The organism is Clostridium niameyense (assembly GCF_001243045.1).
Classification (GTDB): Bacteria; Bacillota; Clostridia; order Clostridiales; family Clostridiaceae; genus Clostridium_F; species Clostridium_F niameyense.
In genome coordinates this window covers 778,009-793,349 of sequence record NZ_LN849007.1, presented here as the reverse complement: position 1 = coordinate 793,349, position 15,341 = coordinate 778,009, and the positions used below count along the sequence as shown (strand labels likewise).

Sequence of the window (15,341 nt, the reverse complement as noted above, 5' to 3'; positions counted from 1 at the left end):
TGGACAAAATTATATATTTTTATATAATAATATATGTTAATACTTTCTAAGGTATGAAAGAAAGTAACACATTAAAATATTTTTAATAAATATTAAAACTTAGAGTTATTACTGAGTTTTTATGGTAAAATAGTTATTATTAATATTTAATATAAAGTTAAACGGGAGGATATTACAATGAACGATTTTATTTATATAACAGGACATAAAAATCCAGACACAGACTCTATCTGTGCTGCCCTATGTTATGCTAATTTAAAAAGAGAACTTGGATTTAAAAACGCAGAGGCTATTAGATTAGGCGATATAAATAATGAAACACAATTTGTATTAGATTATTTTAATGTAGATGCTCCAAAGCTTATGAAATCTATAGAGCCTAATACAAAAATTATTCTTGTAGATCACAACGAAAAAAATCAATCTATAGATGGATTAGACGAAGCTGAATTATTAGAAATAATAGATCACCATAGAATAGGTGGAATAAGCACTGCTTCCCCTATTTACTTTAGAAATGAACCCGTTGGAAGTTCTTCCACTATAGTTGCCAACATGTACTTTGAAAAAGGAATAACTCCAGCTAAAGAAATAGCTGGATTATTAAGTTCTGCAATTATTTCAGATACATTACTATTTAAATCACCTACATCTACTGATTTAGATAGAAATACTTTAGCAAAACTTGCCAAAGTTGCAGAAATAAATCCTAAAACTTATTCACTAGAAATGTTTAAAGCAGGTACCTCTCTAAAGGGAAAAACTGTAGAAGAACTTTACAATAGTGATTTTAAAGATTTTAACATAGCAGGTCATAAAATGGGAGTAGGCCAAGTATCTACTATGGATGCTACAAGCTTTGATCCACTAAAGGAAAAAATGATTAAATATATGGAAGAAAAAAAACAAAAAGGTAATTATAAAGATTTAGTATTAATACTTACAGATCTTTTAAAAGAGGGTTCTTTTATTTATGTTGTAGGAGAACATAAAGATACTATAGCTTCTGCCTTTAATAAACCATTAGAAAATGGTTATTCCCTATATGCAGAAGGTGTTCTATCAAGAAAAAAACAGGTAATCCCACCAATAACAGAATCTATGACAAATAAATAATATTAAAAATAGTGGTAGATTTTTATAAGATCTACCACTATTTTTAAATTCAAATAATACATAAAAAACTAGTCCATTATTTCGTTTAATCCTATAGTTTTCATTTTAATGTGCCCCAATTCATTTTCTATGTTATTTTGTGCTCCCCTAGTATCATTACCTATACTGCTTAAATCAATTACTTCTGGAATATCAGCTTGCATGTCACACTCTACATTATTACTTTCTTTAGGTTCTTCCTCTGGAAAATTTATATGTTCCTCATTTTCTAAAGCATTCCTTGTCATATTTTCATCATAGTTCATGCTAACTTCAGAATGTTTATTCTTATAAGGGCACATCTCACAAAACCTATACATTGGTGAATAATATGGATAATACGGATTTATCCACATATTAGTTAAAGGACAATAATAAGGCATTCTATTCATTCAAACTCCTCCTATTAATATTCATATCAAATTAATTTTTTCTAAACCTTATTAGTATTTATATATTAGTATATGAGAAGTTTTATTATATGTTTACAAAAATAATATAATTATGCCTTAAAGTAGATTAACCCTTATAAATAAAATATACAAAATTATTATTGATTCTTAAGGGAGTAAATTAAATTTAATATATAAAAAATAATATGTGCAATAAAAGATATTAAAAGCTTTGAAGCTAATTATTTGAATTTTTAAATATAGTCGACAAAAAATATACTATTTCAATTTTAGTAAATTTACTTTTTAGGCTATACATAAAAATTCAAATTAGTAGATCTTAATAAATTTAATATCTTTTATATTACACATATTATTTATATATTTATATATTTTTAGATTTAAATAATATATATTTATTTTTTCATATTGTTTATCATACTCCACATTTCATCTGCAGTTTTTACTCCCCTAGAACTTAGTTCAAAAGCCCTTTGAGTTAAAATCATTTCTGTCATTTCATCCCCTATATCTACATTAGAATTTTCTAAGAACCCTTGTCTTATAGAAGAATCATTTACTACATACATATTAACTCCTGGCTTGGCTTCATATAAATTTCTGCCAATAGACAAAAGAGCATCTTCTCCAACTGCATTATATATATTTATTTTACCAACTCTTTTTATAGTATTTCTATCCTTTACAGAAACAGTTCCATCCTCATTTACTATAAAATTATTTTTATTAAATCCATTAGTTTCATTTAATATTTGTCTACCCTCATTAGTGAAGGTTATATCTAATCTATTACCATTTTCATCTACTACATCTCCTGAGCTATCAATATTAAAACTTCCAGCCCTTTCATATGCTCTAGTACCTTGTGGTGTTATAACACAAAAATATCCTTCTCCATCTATGGCGAAATCTGTATTATTTCCTGTATTTTTTAGTGTACCCTGCTTTTGGTCTCTTATCCAATTAGTTGGCTTAACACCTGTACCAGTTTGTATAACCTCTCTATCAGATGTAGGGTATCCTTGTCTTTTTAAAGTTTCATAAACTAAGTCTTGAAAGCTTACATCTTCCCTTTTATATCCATCTGTAGTTACATTAGCTAAGTTATTAGATATACAATCTAATTTATTTTGCTCCGCCATAAGTCCTGCTCTACTATTCCATAAAGCTCTTAACAAAAATACCACTCCTTTTTAATCTCTATCTAACAGCACCCACTTCATTTACTGTTTTACCTAAAGTTTCATCTATGGATTGTATTATTTTTTGATTTGTTTCAAAAGATCTCATAGTAGTTAACATATCTATCATTTCATTAGTTATATTTACATTAGATTTTTCAAGAGCACCCTGTCTTATTGTAGCATTACTTTGCTGAGGATTACCCCCTTCAAATAGATTTCCGCCTATTTTTCTTAAATTATTATAGTTATTAAAATCCACTGTATACATTCTATAAGAAGGATTGCCATCTAAAGAAATATTACCATTTGCATCACAGACCATTTTTCTATTACCTACATATATAGGTTCTACATTACCATTTCTTGATGCACCAAGCACATTATATCCACTATCATTTACTAAAAATCCTCTTGTATTTACATGAAAATGACCATCTCTTGTATAATATCTTCTACCATTATTCTCTATAGTAAAAAAACCTCTACCTTCTATAGCAAAGTCCGCAGGTTTTTCTGTATCTTTAATCATGCCTTGAGTAAACGTAGTATTCACTTCATCTATTTTATTTCCCATACTTAATGACCCAATAATATTTTGCACATTCTTATTACCTAACTTTTTATCGTAATTTTCTATTAATACATCATCAAACTTTTTAAAAGCTAAATTATCTCCTTTATAACCTACTGTATTAGCATTAGATAAATTAGCACTTATAGTATCTTGCTTTGCTTCTAGTGAAATCATACCTGAAACAGTTGTATACAAACTTCTTATCATAATACCGCTCCTTATTTAACTTTTTTATTTATAACTTTCATCTCTTCAGGATATTTCATACCTAAATCCATAGCTTTTTTTTCTATTTCACTTCTGCTTAGATTATAATTTATTTTAACTGAAGTCATTATTCCAGTAGATAAAATTATACCTATGCCTATGCCTATTAATATTTTTCTATCACAAAGAAAATTAAACACTTGTTTTATTTTGAGTATAATTCTTTTATTAATATTACTTCCCCCTTGCCCATGCCTAACTTTTCTGCTACTTCATCTATGGTATGTCCTTTTTTTAATAAACTATTTACTTCTTCAATTTTAATATTATTTTCATTGATATTTTCCTTTATAATAGGTTCTTCTTTCTTATAATCGGAAGTTTTATAAGAAACCTTTACTTTTTCATCTAAGTTATCTCTATTTATATTATTTTTCTTTAATAAGTTTATTTCTTTTTTTAAATCTTCAACTTCCTTCTGTACATCTAATAAAGTTTCTGCAAATTCCTTTCTTAAAAGTCCAATTTCTTCTTTATAATCATCTAAATTTTCCATACTATTATTAAGTTCTTTTTTAAAAGAACCCTCATCCTTTTTTATGGCTTTAACATTCAAAATTATAAGAACTATTCCAATAATAACCAAACTTAATGCAATCATATAATCTTACTCCTAATATCAAATCATATTTTTGCAGAATACTTTAATTTTTCCATAGACTTTTTCAAATGTACTATAGCTCTACTATGAAGCTGACAGACCCTTGATTCAGAAACTCCTAATATTTTTCCTATTTCCTTTAATGTAAGTTCTTCATAATAGTACAGTGTTAAAACCAGTCTATCCTTTTCATTTAACATATCAATAGCTTTAGTTAAATATTCTAATTTTTCTTGTTCCTCTACATACTTTTCAGGACTTGGACTTTTTTGATCCTCTATAGTTCCTATAAGCGGAACCTCATCCTCTTGAGAAAATATCAAATCTTCAAGAGATACTACAGATATATAGTTTATATAATTTTCTATATCACTTACTTCTTTTAATGTAATATTTAAGTATTCTGCTACTTCCAACATTTTAGGCTCTCTTTTGAAATTTTTTTGTAGCTGTTCCACAGCATGATTATATCTAGTTAATTTATCCATAGCCCCTTTAGATATAGGACTATTTCGTCTTAGTTCGTCTATCATAGAACCTTTTATCCTTATAGATGCATAGGTAGAAAATTTCATTCCTTTACTTACATCAAATTTATTTAATGCATCCATAAGTCCAATCATTCCATAACTAACTAAATCTTCATACTCTATATACTTAGTTTTTCCTATAATAACTCTGGAGGCTATATATTTTACAAGTGGTATATACTTTTTTACTACTTCTTCTCGCACATCTAATTTATCATCTCCACTAGGTAATGCTACCATGGTTTATCCTCCTTTAAGTTCTTTTTACCTGTTTGCGCATAGTTGAAAATATAAATCTTATAATAGTCTCTCGGTTTTTATCTTCCAGTTCTAAAAATTTAATACCATATATGTTACTTCTTCCTTTATCCCTACATTTTCTTACTATTCTTCCTTTTACAGTTATAGTTTCCTCCTTAAAAGGAATATTTAATATAATTTCCTGCTTTAACTCTAAATCTTTCTCTGTGGAAATCCTTGCTCCACCACCGCTTAAATCCAATATAGTCATATTAAAAAAGTCAAACTGCGGATTAGGTAAAATTCCTTCTTTTATATTGTGAATATCATCAATTTCTTTGATCAATGCACCAGAAGTTTTCAAAACAACACTTATTCTTACAAAATTTCTCCTTTGAACTCTAACCAACTTTTGTGGTTTTTTAAGAGCTATTAGTAAAATCTTATCTACTTTTCTTCCTACTACTATAGTATGGAATCTAAATATATAATTTTTAACAAAATATAGTGCTGTAACTTTTTCTCTAGCATGAAGTGGTAAGTATTTCCCGTCTTTAACAGGTATATTTACATAAATATTATCTTCTGTAACATCTTGAATAGTACATATATAATATCCATCCTCCCACTCTATTTCTACCTTTTTATTCACATGAAATTCTACGTTATCATTCACAAATTTCAACTCCCCTATGAAAATATGTTAAATAGCTTTTTAAAAAATCCTTCCAGTGTAACTTCCTTTTTTTCTGCAACATTTCCTATTATCTTATTTGCAATAGCATAAATGTCTTTAGTACTTTCACAATCAGGATAATTTATTACAAAAGGTTGTTGATTTCTAACAGACTGTATAACTTTTCTATCCTCTGATATAAAGCCTAAATACTTCAAATCTATATCTAAAAATCTATCTGCAGCAGCTTTAAATTTTCTATAAGTCTTCTCACCTTCATACTTATCCAGAGTTTTATTTACTACTAAGCTAACTTGTTTTTTTAATTTAAAATGCGATACTGCTTTTAAAAGACTATATGCATCTGTAATAGAGGTTGGCTCTGGAGTAGTCAAAACTATCAATTCTTCACAACAAGCTACAAACCCTAAAACACTTCTATTAACTCCTGCCCCTGTATCCATTATTATATAATCTATATCCTTTAAAAATGATAATTTATACATAAACCTATCTATTTGATTTTCTGTTATACCTTCCATATCCATAATCCCTGTACCTGCAGGTAGAAGTTTAACACCTAAAGGACCTTCAATTATAACATCCCTTATTTCCTTCTCTTTAAATATAACATCATATATACTATATTTAGGCATAAACCCCATAAGTACATCATCATTGCCCATACCCACATCTGCATCCATTATAAGTACCTTTCTCCCTAATTTATGAAGCATTATAGATAAATTTACTACAAAATTGCTTTTCCCTACTCCGCCTTTTCCAGAAGTTACTGTAATTACTTTAGGAGAGTTACATCTTTTAATATTTTTATTATTTACTAGCTGCCTTAACTTCTCTGCCTGATCTAGCATATACTATCCTCTCCTAAAATAAGCTCTACAATTTCATCTTTATTTGCTTCTTTTATATCATCCGGTACGTCTTGCCCTGTGGTTACAAAACTTATTGGTTTTTTTCCTTTTTCACATATATTTAATATAGAACCGTAAGTACTAGTTTCATCTAACTTAGTTATTATTATATTATTATAATTTAATTGTTTATATCCATCCATAATAGTTTCTATATCCCTATTCTTAGTAGTAGCACTTATTACAAGATGTATATTATTTGCATTTACTTTTTCTATAAAAGCCCTAAGCTCAGAAATTTGCATTAGCTTTTTACTACTTCTTCCTGTAGTATCAATTAATATTGCATCGCAATAATCAAGTTCTTTTACTGCTTTTTCCATTTCTTTTATTGAAAATACAACTTTAAAGGGTATATTCATAATATCCGCATAAGTTCTCAATTGTTCCACTGCACCTATCCTATAAGTATCTATAGTAATAAGTCCTACTTTTCTTTTTTCTATTAAAGAAATCCTTCCAGCTAACTTTGCAATAGTTGTAGTTTTTCCTACTCCAGTAGACCCTACTAATACTGTTACCTTATTTAAAGTATTTGTAGAAACCTCTATCATACTTTTTAATACTTTTCTTAATTTCTCTTTTTCCTCTATATTTTCCTTCAAGTTTTCTACATTTTCTATTATTTTTTCTAATATTTTCTCTTCTATATCCCTTGAACATAATCTTCTCTTTAAAGTATTTTCTTCTTCTAAACTATTTAAAGTAAATTTTTCTAACATTTTTTTCATTTCTCTAACTTCACAAGCCAAATTTTCATCTTTATTTAAAGAAGGACTCTCTTTTTTTAAGTCCTTCTTCATAACTTTTTTTTCTTCTTGCATTGCAATATTTTTATTTTCTATTAATCTTTTTAATTTTTCAATATTACTATCTTCCTTATTATATTCCGGTGGACCTCCTGTTGTAGCCGTTACCTCTATCATTTTCTTAGAAAATATTCCTAAAAATCCACCCTTTTTAATTTTTCTTTCACTTAATATTATGGCATCTGATCCAAGCTCACAACGAATTTTACTCATAGCTTCATTCATATCATTTACCACATATTTTTTTATAATCATTGTAAGGTAACAACTCCTTCAGTTTTAATCTCTACATCATTTGGAACTTCATTTAAAGAAAGTACATTAACTGCAGGGAATACCATTTCTATAAGCCTTCTAAAAGCTGGCCTTATATTGGGTGATACTAAAACCACTGGTTGATTATTATAAAAATATACTTCATCTAACTTTATCTTTAAACTATTTAGTATCCTACTTGTAGTATCTGGATCTAAAGCAGGAAAAGAGCCTTGCATAGATTTTTGTATATTGCTGCCTATTGTTTCTTCTATAGAACCATCTAATGTAATAACAGATAAAACACCATTTTCATCTATCAATGGATTACATATGCTCCTAGCTAAAGAAAATCTTACATACTCCGTTAGTACTTCAATATCTTTTGTATTTCTAGAATTATCTGCTAAAGACTCTAATATAGTTACCATATCCTTTATAGAAACTCTTTCTTTTAATAAATTTTGAAGTACCTTTTGTATTTCCCCTATAGTCATTAAATCTGGTATAAGTTCTTCAACCACAGCACTAAATTTATCCTTCATAGAATCTATAATAAGTTTTACCTCTTGTCTTCCTAATAACTCATAAGAATGATTCTTTATAGTTTCAGTTAAATGAGTTACCATAACTGTAGTAGGATCTACTACCGTAAGTCCTTTTATCTCTGCATCTTCCCTTTGATCCTTATTTATCCAAATTGCTGGTAATCCAAAAGCTGGTTCTATGCCTTTTATGCCAGGTATTTCAACTTCTCCTGAGGGATCCATGCAAAGAAGCATGCTTGGCATAAGTTCTCCTTTTGCTATAACAGTACCTCTTATTTTAATTACATATTCATTAGTTTTAAGTTGCAAATTATCCCTTATTCTTATAGGTTGTACCACAACTCCCATTTCTATTGCGCACTGTCTTCTAACAGAGGTTATTCTTTGAAGTAAATCTCCACCTGATGATTCATCTGCAAGAGGAATAAGTCCATAACCTATTTCCACTTCCATAGGCTCTACAGATATTAAATTCATAACATTTTCTGGTTCTTTACTTTCTATTTCACTAATTTCCATTTGCTGAGCTTCCATTTCTAACTCAATATTTTCTCTATCCTCTTTATATAAAAGATAAGCTGCAAAACCACATGCTATAGATAAAATTATGAAAGCTAAATGTGGAAGTCCTGGTATCATAGCTAAAAATAAAAGTACTACAGAAGCTATAGCTAAAACTTTAGGGAAACCTGTTAATTGTTTTCCTAGTAACGAACCAAAGCTTTGTTCATTGGCTGATCTTGTAACTAATATACCAGAAGATGTAGAAATTAAAAGAGCCGGTATTTGACCTACTAACCCATCACCTATAGTAAGTCGTGTATAAGTTTGAGCTGATACTTTTAAATCCATTTTAAGCATTACAGCACCTATTATTATACCACCTATTATATTTATAAATGTTATAATCAGTCCTGCTACAGCATCACCTTTTACAAACTTAGACGCACCATCCATTGCTCCATAAAAATCTGCTTCCATTTGAAGCTTTTTTCTTTTTTCTTTAGCTCCTTGTTCATCTATAAGACCTGCATTTAAATCTGCATCTATACTCATTTGCTTTCCAGGCATAGCATCTAATGTAAATCTAGCTGAAACCTCTGATACTCTAGTAGCACCACTGGTTATAACTACAAACTGTATTATTACTATAATAAGAAATATAATTATACCTATTACATAATTTCCTCCTGTTACTAGATTTCCAAAGGTTTCTATAATCTTTCCTGCATAAGCATCCTTTAAAATAAGTCTTGTAGACGAAACGTTAAGCCCCAATCTAAAAAGTGTAGTTATTAAAAGTAAAGTAGGAAATACTGAAAACTGTAGTACCTCCGTAGTAAACATAGTGATTAAAATTATAACTACAGATAAGGTTATATTAAGAGCCAAAAGTATATCTAAAACTGTTGGAGGAAGAGGTATTATAATCATAAGTATAATTCCTATAACCCCAAACGCTACAATAACATCTATATTATTTTTTAAACTAATTTTCTTTTTAGTTCCTTCCACAAAATCACCTCGTTTACTATACAAACTCTATATGTATATTATTTTTTTATTTTATAAACCAAAGCTAATATTTCTGCTACAGCCTCATACATTTCCATAGGTATTTCTTCATTTATTTCCACTTCATTAAAAATAAGTCGTGCTAAGGGTTTATTTTCCATTATAGGAATTTCATTATCCTTAGCTATACCTTTTATTCTTATAGCTACATTATCTGCACCTTTTGCCACAACTAAAGGGGCATTATCTCCTTTTTCATATTTTAAAGCTACAGCTATATGAGTTGGGTTTGTAACAACCACTGTAGCTTTAGGTACTTCCTGCATCATCCTTCTCATAGCCATCTCTCTTTGTTTTTGTTTTATTTTAGATTTAATTTGAGGATCCCCCTCATCTTGTTTGTACTCTTCTTTTACTTCTTGTTTTGTCATTTTTAGGTCCTTGTTATATTGATACCTTTGATACATATAATCTGCTACAGATATAAATATCATGATCAAAGTTATCCTAAAAAATATACCCACAGATAAATCTATCATAGTTTGTATCATAGCCCAAGGCTTTAAAGTACCCAAATTTAATATGCTAATAAAATTATCCTTAACATACTTATAACCAACGAAACCTACTACGGTAATTATTGCTATATCCTTTAAAAGTTCCACAATGCTTCTTAAGGAAAACATTCTTTTAAAACCATTTATAGGATTTAACTTTTTAAAATCTGGTTTTAAAGGTTCTTTAGTAAAAATAAAACCACTTTGTAGAAAATTTGCAAAAACTCCTACTATCATAATAGGTACTGCTATAGGTAATATAATTTGTGCTAGTCTTCCCAAAGTTATCAAAGTAATATTAGTTAAAGTATTATAATTTAATTCTACATTTAAGTAATGAGATAAAAACCCTACCATAGTATCTTTTAGCGAAGTTACTGTAAATTCTCCTAAAGTTACTATAATAATAGTCGATGCTAATAAAGTAAGAGCAAGTCCTACTTCTTTACTTTTTGCAATTTGTCCCTTCTTTTTAGCCTCACTTTTCTTTCTAGGCGTTGCCTCTTCTGTCTTATCTTCCGACGCAAAAACTATTAAAATAGGTATTGTTCTATAAAAGCTTTTTATGGCATCTGGTAAACTATAAAAAGCTTGCTCTAATATTTTCAAAAATAAGGGTAATGCAAAACAAAAAGCTATAAGTCCTATAAGGATTTTGACAGGCAAGCCTAATATCATTACATTAAGCTGTGGTACCGTTCTTGCTACCAATCCTAAAACTAAATCTGTTATAAGAATTATAAGCATAATAGGTATAGATATTTTTAAGCTTATGTAAAAATACTGTATAAAAACATCTATAGTTACCTTTATGCCTCCCTGTGTTAAAAAGAATTTCCCTAAATTTATAGCATTAAAACTTTCTACTAGAGCTCTTATAAGCATATGATGACCATCTATTATAAAAAATAGGATAACACTAAACCAATATAGAACTCTTTCTAGTAAAGTAGCATTACTATTTGTATTAGGATCAAACATACTCATCATGGCAAATCCTACCTGCAAATCCATTACATTTCCTGCATATCTTGCTACAAAAAAAGCAGCATTAGTAATATAACCCAACATATATCCTGTCAATATTTCACTTACACAACTTAATACAAGCATTGTATAACTAGAAATATTATTGATTTTAGATATATCTATACCTGGTATTAATATATATGCCATAACTAAAGACATAAAAACCTTAAGTATGTTAGGTGTACCTTTCGGGAAAAATATAGGCACTGCTTTAAAAAAAGCAAACATTCTAAAAGAAATAAGAACTATTGCTGTAGCATATGCTGCACTTATCAAAATTAATCCTCTCCTACCCTGTCTACTGAATTATATGAGCTATAAGTCCAAATATTCTCTGCGTGAATGCTATAACTTCGTGAAGCATCCAACTTCCAGTTAAAAGTCCTACTGCAGCTACTGCTATAAGCTTAGGAACAAAAGTTAACGTTTGTTCCTGTATTTGAGTAGTGGCTTGAAATATACTTATTAAAAGTCCTACTATTATAGAGATTCCTAAAATAGGTGCAGATACCATAAGTCCTGTTTGTATAGCATCCTTAATAATCCCTATTACCATATTTTCACTCATTAAAAGTCACCCCTAACTAAAACTCATCACTAAGGACTTCACCAACAAGTGCCATCCATCTACCATTACAAACAATAATAACTTAAAAGGTAATGACACCATAACCGGTGGTAACATAAACATTCCCATAGACATAAGCACACTTGCTACTACTAAATCTATTATTAAAAATGGTATAAATAATAGGAATCCTATTTGGAATGCAGTTTTAAGTTCACTTATTATATAGGCTGGAACTACAATATATAATGGAACATTATTCTTTGTTACTTTAAACTTAGGCTTAGCCATATCTACAAATAATTTTAAATCCTTTTGTCTTGTTTGTTTAAGCATAAACTCTCTAAGAGGCTTGGCCCCTTCTTCTATAGCCTGTTGCTGAGTTATTTTATTTTGTACATAAGGTTGTATAGCTGTAGTATTAACTTTATTATATATTGGTGTCATTATAAATAAAGTTAAAAACAATGCAAGTCCTATAAGCACCTGATTAGGTGGTGATTGTTGAGTTCCCATAGCATTTCTTAAGAATCCAAATACTACTATTATCCTTACAAAGCTTGTCATCATTACTATAAAAGAAGGTAATAGAGTTAAGACTGTTAATAAAATTAATAATTTTATATTATCTACATATTCTTTAGGACTATTAGCATTATCTACTGAAATATTTATTTTAGGTATAGGCATAGTATTATCTGGTGCTGCATAAGCTTTTACCGAAAAAAAGCATATTGCTGCTAAAAATACTGTAGCCATTACAATCCATTTCCTATTTTTTTTCTTCATTTTTATCTTCCTTTTTTAACTTATTTAACTTAAGTTTATCATATAATGTAGATAAATTGTTGTTTTTGCATATTTTTTTAATATCAACACAGTTTACCATAGATTCTGACTTTAACTTCTGTATTCTTTTTATTTCTTCTTCAGAGAGTTCCTTTAAAATTTCTATATTATTAGGTGTAGAAGACATAACATATCCTTTATCTCCTAACATAACTATTAAAATAAAATTTTCTTTTGTAATAGAAACTCGCTCAATTACTTTTATATATTTACCATCTTGTATTTTTTGAAGTTTATCTCCACCATACTTTAAAGACATATATAAAATAAGTATTATAAAGGGTAGAAGGACTATTATTTTTAAAAACATTCCCAAAATTTGTAAATACATACATATACCTCTTACTAAAAATAAATGTGGCTCATTATTGAACTAATAAATCATCAAAATAAACACTTGTTATTTGGCCCTTTTGAAGCATTGGATTTACTTTTGTGATTATTTCACTCTTTATTTGGTCTACACCTTTAGGACTAATATCCTTTGCCTTTTTAGATCTTAATACAGTTATTACTATATCTCTTAATATAGGTTTTTTTTCTTCTAACTCTTTATCTAATTTTTTTTCATTATATCCTACAAAAACTTTAGCTTTTAAATATCTTTTACCATCTTCATCAGATAAATTAACTAAAAATTCATCTAAAGAATAATTTTTAGAAGATACTATAACTTGTGGAGGATATACTCCATTAGAAGTTTGTTGTGAAGCTATTTGAGTATTTTGTTGTGGAACAGCTAGTGGTCTTTTAGGTGCCTTTTTCTTTTGAAATATCATGTAGCCTCCAAAACCTCCTGCTGCAATAACTAAAATAGCTAATATTATTACAATAATTTTTGTTGATTTTCCGCTTTGTTTCTCTACATATTTTTCGCTCATTTCTTATTCTTCTCCTTTTCCATTGACACTATTAATATACTTACACGCCTATTTTTTGCTCTATTACTATCTGAATCATTAGGAGCTATAGGCCTATATTCTCCATATCCAGCCGCAGCAAACCTTTTAGGACTTTGATTTTTAGCTTGGACAAAGTACCTTAACACATTAACTGCTCTTTCTGTTGATAATTCCCAGTTAGATTCGTATTTATAATTTTTAATGGGTATATTATCCGTATGTCCTTCTACAATTATATTATTGGGAAATTTACTTATAAGATCATTTAACTTTTCTAATATAGGTTTACTTTCATGTTTAATGTCTGCTTGACCTGTTTCAAATAAAACATTATCCCTAAGTTGCAATACAACTCCTCTTGAATCTTGTGTAACTTCTACAGAAGATTTAAGATCATTTTTATCTAAAAAATTCTTTACCTTTTCATAAGTTTCTTTTGACTCGGTACCACTTCCCTGTACAGTTTGTGAAGTTTCCCCTACTAAAGGCACTTCACCGCTATAATCCATAATTCCATCACCCGCTTGACCAGATAGAACACTTTGCATAGCTGTAGCTACTTGCTTAAATTTTTGAGCATCTACACTAGAAAAAGAATATAATAATATAAAGAAAGTTAAAAGCAGGGTTATAGTATCTGAATAGGTCTGAATCCATTCATCACCTGTAAGCTGTGGACCATCTCCACCCTTCTTTTTTCTTCTAGACATTTCCAGCTACTCCTTCCTGAGATACTTGTGTTTTGCTATAAGCTTTTCTTTCATCTGGAGAAAGATATGTTACAAGTTTTTCTTCTACTATTCTTGGGTTAACTCCTGATTGAATAGCTAATACACCTTCTAAAATCATTTCTCTTGTACTAATCTCTATAGAGCTTTTATATGTTAAGTTAGCTGCCATAGGATTAAATACTATATTTGCTAAAACTGAACCATAGAAGGTAGTAATTAAAGCCTTTGCCATTCCTCCTGCAATCTTACTTGAATCACTAAGATTTGCAAGCATCTGTACAAGTCCTATTAAGGTTCCTATCATACCAAAAGCTGGTGCATATCCACCCCAAGCTCTAAGCATTTCTGAACCAGTTTTATGTCTTTTTTCCATTTCATCTATTTCAAGCTCCATAATATCTCTTATAGTTTCAGGTTCAATACCATCTACTACCATTCTCAATCCTTTTTTCATATAGTCATCATTCAACTCATTTATGGCATCTTCTAAAGAAAGTAATCCTTCTCTTCTAGCTTTTCTTGATAAATCAATAAAACTTTCTATTACCTCCATATTAGACATACCATTTTCTTTAAAGGATTGTTTTATAACTACAATAAGTCTTTTAAACTCTGAAAGAGGATAGTTAACAAGCATTGCTGCAAAAGAACCACCCAAAGTTATAGCGACAGACGCTGGATCCCAAAATATGCCAAGCTTGGCGCCGCCCATAGCCATTCCCCATAAAGTTAATCCAAATCCAAGAACTAATCCTATTGATGTTAAAATATCCTTTCTTTTCATTTCCTATTTTCCCCCTGTAAGCCTAAAGTGATTATGCCACTTTTGTATTTTTTTACTCTGTCTATAATTTCCACTGGTGTTTCCATAACTATGTACTTTTTACCATTAACTAAGGTAATTAAGCTCTCTGGTACCTGTTCTATTTTTTCTATGTGTTCTGCATTTAGTATAAATTGTTCTTTATTCATACCTGTAACTTTTATCATAGTAACACACCCT

General features: G+C 29.1%; 19 protein-coding genes. 1 reads left to right on the top strand and 18 read right to left on the bottom strand.

All coding sequences use genetic code 11. The features are described 5' to 3' along the window. Window positions 1-177: 177 nt before the first annotated feature. Window positions 178-1,116: a manganese-dependent inorganic pyrophosphatase gene (locus BN1711_RS04735; RefSeq protein ID WP_050607034.1), complete on the top strand. Its 939-nt coding sequence runs from the start codon at window positions 178-180 to the stop codon at window positions 1,114-1,116. Between the two features lie 68 nt (window positions 1,117-1,184). Here BN1711_RS04735 and BN1711_RS04730 read toward each other — a convergent pair whose 3' ends face one another. The 18 genes from BN1711_RS04730 to BN1711_RS04645 all read right to left on the bottom strand — a co-directional run bounded on the left by BN1711_RS04730 (window position 1,185) and on the right by BN1711_RS04645 (window position 15,328). Then, the gene (locus BN1711_RS04730) at window positions 1,185-1,547 is read right to left on the bottom strand and encodes a hypothetical protein (RefSeq protein WP_050607033.1); all 363 of its coding nucleotides are present in this window, start codon (window positions 1,545-1,547) and stop codon (window positions 1,185-1,187) included. Between the two features lie 416 nt (window positions 1,548-1,963). Continuing rightward, window positions 1,964-2,746: a flagellar basal-body rod protein FlgG gene (locus BN1711_RS04725; RefSeq protein ID WP_050607032.1), complete on the bottom strand. Its 783-nt coding sequence runs from the start codon at window positions 2,744-2,746 to the stop codon at window positions 1,964-1,966. A 22-nt stretch (window positions 2,747-2,768) separates the two neighbouring features. Then, on the bottom strand, window positions 2,769-3,533 hold the full coding sequence (locus tag BN1711_RS04720) for a flagellar basal-body rod protein FlgG (protein WP_050607031.1): 765 nt from the start codon (window positions 3,531-3,533) through the stop codon (window positions 2,769-2,771). An 11-nt stretch (window positions 3,534-3,544) separates the two neighbouring features. Further along, on the bottom strand, window positions 3,545-3,733 hold the full coding sequence (locus BN1711_RS04715; protein ID WP_050607030.1) for a hypothetical protein: 189 nt from the start codon (window positions 3,731-3,733) through the stop codon (window positions 3,545-3,547). A gap of 5 nt (window positions 3,734-3,738) precedes the next feature. Next, window positions 3,739-4,194: a hypothetical protein gene (locus BN1711_RS04710; protein WP_050607029.1), complete on the bottom strand. Its 456-nt coding sequence runs from the start codon at window positions 4,192-4,194 to the stop codon at window positions 3,739-3,741. A 23-nt stretch (window positions 4,195-4,217) separates the two neighbouring features. Further along, on the bottom strand, window positions 4,218-4,964 hold the full coding sequence (locus BN1711_RS04705; protein WP_050607028.1) for a FliA/WhiG family RNA polymerase sigma factor: 747 nt from the start codon (window positions 4,962-4,964) through the stop codon (window positions 4,218-4,220). 13 nt (window positions 4,965-4,977) lie between these two features. Next, the gene (locus BN1711_RS04700) at window positions 4,978-5,640 is read right to left on the bottom strand and encodes a flagellar brake protein (RefSeq protein WP_050607027.1); all 663 of its coding nucleotides are present in this window, start codon (window positions 5,638-5,640) and stop codon (window positions 4,978-4,980) included. 14 nt (window positions 5,641-5,654) lie between these two features. Next, complete coding sequence (locus BN1711_RS04695; protein WP_050607026.1) at window positions 5,655-6,515, bottom strand: MinD/ParA family protein; 861 nt, start codon at window positions 6,513-6,515, stop codon at window positions 5,655-5,657. Continuing rightward, a complete protein-coding gene (gene flhF, locus BN1711_RS04690; protein WP_050607025.1) occupies window positions 6,509-7,639 on the bottom strand; it encodes a flagellar biosynthesis GTPase FlhF in 1,131 nt (376 codons plus the stop codon). Before flhF ends, BN1711_RS04695 begins: the two co-directional genes overlap by 7 nt. Then, on the bottom strand, window positions 7,636-9,702 hold the full coding sequence (gene flhA / locus BN1711_RS04685) for a flagellar biosynthesis protein FlhA (protein ID WP_050607024.1): 2,067 nt from the start codon (window positions 9,700-9,702) through the stop codon (window positions 7,636-7,638). The genes flhF and flhA overlap by 4 nt, the downstream gene beginning before the upstream one ends. Window positions 9,703-9,740: 38 nt before the next feature. Next, entirely contained in the window at window positions 9,741-11,564 is a 1,824-nt protein-coding gene (locus BN1711_RS04680) for a fused FliR family export protein/FlhB family type III secretion system protein (protein WP_050607023.1), read from the bottom strand. A 22-nt stretch (window positions 11,565-11,586) separates the two neighbouring features. Further along, window positions 11,587-11,856, bottom strand: coding sequence for a flagellar biosynthesis protein FliQ (gene fliQ / locus BN1711_RS04675; RefSeq protein WP_050607022.1), 270 nt, complete (start codon window positions 11,854-11,856; stop codon window positions 11,587-11,589). Between the two features lie 12 nt (window positions 11,857-11,868). After that, entirely contained in the window at window positions 11,869-12,615 is a 747-nt protein-coding gene (fliP, locus tag BN1711_RS04670) for a flagellar type III secretion system pore protein FliP (protein WP_423243705.1), read from the bottom strand. 13 nt (window positions 12,616-12,628) lie between these two features. Then, window positions 12,629-13,036, bottom strand: a complete 408-nt coding sequence (locus tag BN1711_RS04665; RefSeq protein WP_050607020.1) for a flagellar biosynthetic protein FliO — start codon at window positions 13,034-13,036, stop codon at window positions 12,629-12,631. A 34-nt stretch (window positions 13,037-13,070) separates the two neighbouring features. Beyond that, a complete protein-coding gene (locus BN1711_RS04660) occupies window positions 13,071-13,586 on the bottom strand; it encodes a flagellar basal body-associated FliL family protein (protein ID WP_050607019.1) in 516 nt (171 codons plus the stop codon). After that, complete coding sequence (locus BN1711_RS04655; RefSeq protein WP_050607018.1) at window positions 13,583-14,317, bottom strand: OmpA family protein; 735 nt, start codon at window positions 14,315-14,317, stop codon at window positions 13,583-13,585. The genes BN1711_RS04660 and BN1711_RS04655 overlap by 4 nt, the downstream gene beginning before the upstream one ends. Next, window positions 14,310-15,122: a motility protein A gene (locus BN1711_RS04650; RefSeq protein WP_050607017.1), complete on the bottom strand. Its 813-nt coding sequence runs from the start codon at window positions 15,120-15,122 to the stop codon at window positions 14,310-14,312. Before BN1711_RS04650 ends, BN1711_RS04655 begins: the two co-directional genes overlap by 8 nt. After that, the gene (locus BN1711_RS04645) at window positions 15,119-15,328 is read right to left on the bottom strand and encodes a flagellar FlbD family protein (protein WP_050607016.1); all 210 of its coding nucleotides are present in this window, start codon (window positions 15,326-15,328) and stop codon (window positions 15,119-15,121) included. The genes BN1711_RS04650 and BN1711_RS04645 overlap by 4 nt, the downstream gene beginning before the upstream one ends. Window positions 15,329-15,341 lie beyond the last annotated feature (13 nt).